3 protein-coding genes are annotated in these 2,389 nt (G+C 34.6%); 2 read left to right on the top strand and 1 reads right to left on the bottom strand.

The window, feature by feature from the left end; translation table 11 throughout:
* Together GMA11_RS09130 and GMA11_RS09125 are read left to right on the top strand one after the other, a co-directional pair.
* Positions 1-997, top strand: a 997-nt coding sequence (locus GMA11_RS09130; protein ID WP_163546806.1) for an LPXTG cell wall anchor domain-containing protein, incomplete at its 5' end; no start/stop codon positions are given.
* Between the two features lie 123 nt (positions 998-1,120).
* A complete protein-coding gene (locus tag GMA11_RS09125) occupies positions 1,121-2,122 on the top strand; it encodes a sugar transferase (RefSeq protein ID WP_163546805.1) in 1,002 nt (333 codons plus the stop codon).
* Between the two features lie 19 nt (positions 2,123-2,141).
* Here GMA11_RS09125 and GMA11_RS09120 read toward each other — a convergent pair.
* Positions 2,142-2,389 (bottom strand): transposase (locus GMA11_RS09120; protein WP_205422934.1); only part of this gene is annotated, 248 nt, incomplete at its 5' end.

Here is a 2,389-nt window from a genome sequence, read left to right as displayed (position 1 = left end):
TGAAAGCCTATCAACAAGTCAATCCTTAAGTACAAGTGAAAGCTTGTCAACAAGTGAGTCACTAAGTACAAGCGAAAGCCTATCAACAAGTGAGTCATTAAGTACAAGCGAAAGCTTATCAACAAGTGAGTCATTAAGCACAAGCGAAAGCCTATCGACGAGCCAATCATTAAGCACAAGCGAAAGCTTATCGACGAGCCAATCATTAAGCACAAGCGAAAGCTTATCGACGAGTGAATCCTTAAGCACAAGTGAAAGCTTATCAACAAGTGAGTCATTGAGTACAAGTGAAAGCCTATCAACAAGTGAGTCATTAAGCACAAGCGAAAGCTTATCAACAAGTGAATCCTTAAGTACAAGTGAAAGCCTATCAACAAGTGAATCCTTAAGTACAAGTGAAAGCTTGTCAACAAGTGAGTCATTAAGCACAAGTGAAAGCTTATCGACAAGTGAATCCTTAAGTACAAGCGAAAGCCTATCAACAAGTGAGTCATTAAGCACAAGTGAAAGCTTATCAACGAGTGAATCCTTAAGTACAAGCGAAAGCCTATCAACAAGTGAATCCTTAAGTACAAGTGAAAGCTTGTCAACGAGTGAGTCATTAAGCACAAGTGAAAGCTTATCAACAAGTGAGTCATTGAGTACAAGTGAAAGCCTATCAACAAGTGAGTCACTAAGTACAAGTGAAAGCTTATCAATGAGTGAAATATCAGGGGGTAATAACCATAACACAGGTATTATTCCAGGCATTTCAGATAAACCTCTATTGATTTTAGTCGGATCAGAAACTCCAGAGAATGCAGATGGTGCTTCAAGTATGTTAGATAATAGTGGTACTACAACTATGTCAGAAATGGCTGATAAAGTACAACAAGTATTACCTCATACGGGACAAAAAGATCAAAGTGCTGGATTATTAGGTGTAGGTATGTTACTTGGTGGTGCAGGTTTAATCGCTGCTAAAAAGAAAAGAGAAGCAGAGGAACCTTTAGATTAAAAATGTCATAAAAGAGAGTAGGTAGGCCTACTCTCTTTTTAAGTAAATATAAGACATTATCTGAAAAATGTGTTACAGTATTTTTATGATAATATACAGAAGATAATGAGAAGGAGATAAAATATGAGAGTTCATATAACAAGTTTGCACGGGCATGCCAGTATTAGTACTGCTCAAAATGCACAACAAATGATAGCATCGGTTGCACGAGATATGGGGTTTAATGAATTATCTATTTATGCTTATCCTGTTTCTGTTGATTCAGAATCAGAATTAAGCAAACGATTGGATGGGATTGTGGCAGGTATCTCTCATCAAGATATTGTATTCGTCCAATTTCCAACTTGGAATGGTATGGAATTTGATAAAAAATTGATTTATAAATTAAAATTATATAATCGCTTAAAATTGATTATTTTTGTTCATGATGTCATTCCATTGATGTTTGACGGTAATTATTATTTAATGGATGAAACAATAGAATTATTCAATTTAGCTGATGCATTGATTTTACCAACTGCTAAGATGTACGAACGTTTAAAAGAAGCTGGATTAAAAAATGAGCATGTTATTTTCCAACACATATGGGATTTTACACACCACTTAACATTGAATAAGCCTAGTTTTAAGAAAATTGTTCATTTTGCAGGAGAAGCACGTAAGTTTGAGTTTTGTAATAACTGGCATTTAGACTATGTTTTGCAGTTATATGGCTCTAATGCCGAATTAAAAGAGGGTGTTAATGTTCAATTTAGAGGATGGCACAATCGAGATCAACTATTATTAGCTTTATCTGAAGGTGGGTTTGGTTTAGTGTGGTCTGAACAGGAGAATGTCAGTCGATATATGACAATGTGTCTATCTTATAAATTAAGCACATATTTATCTGCAGGTATTCCGATTATTGCTAAAAAAGGTATTTCTAATCAACAACTTATCGAAGAGAATGGATTGGGGATTATTGTGGATTCCCTAGAAGAATTAAATCATGTTCTTTCGGAAATGACGGAGCAACGTTATCAAGAATTAGTGACGAATGTTGAACAATTTAGCTATTTATTACAAAATGGCTATTTTACAAAAAAAATATTTGTTGATGCAATTCATGCTGTTCAAAAAAAATAACCGTGCATACGGTTATTTTTCAGACTGTTGACAATAGCGATAAAAAATCCAACGTATTTCTCCAGTTTTGAAAAATACGTTGGATTTTGCATTTAAAAATGATAAATAAAGAACTATATTGTAAAAAATGGCTATCTCTCGTGAGTAAAATTGCCATTTTTTTCATGTTTTGGGCAGCACAAGATAACCAAGTGTACTGCTGCATCTTGGCTACTCCTCTATATTGTGCAAACCGATACCCATGATTTTGTTTAGAGTCTGCAAAGC

This window comes from Granulicatella sp. zg-ZJ (assembly GCF_010892355.1).
Taxonomy (GTDB): domain Bacteria; phylum Bacillota; class Bacilli; order Lactobacillales; family Aerococcaceae; genus WM01.
This window is presented reverse-complemented; position numbering and strand designations above follow the sequence as displayed.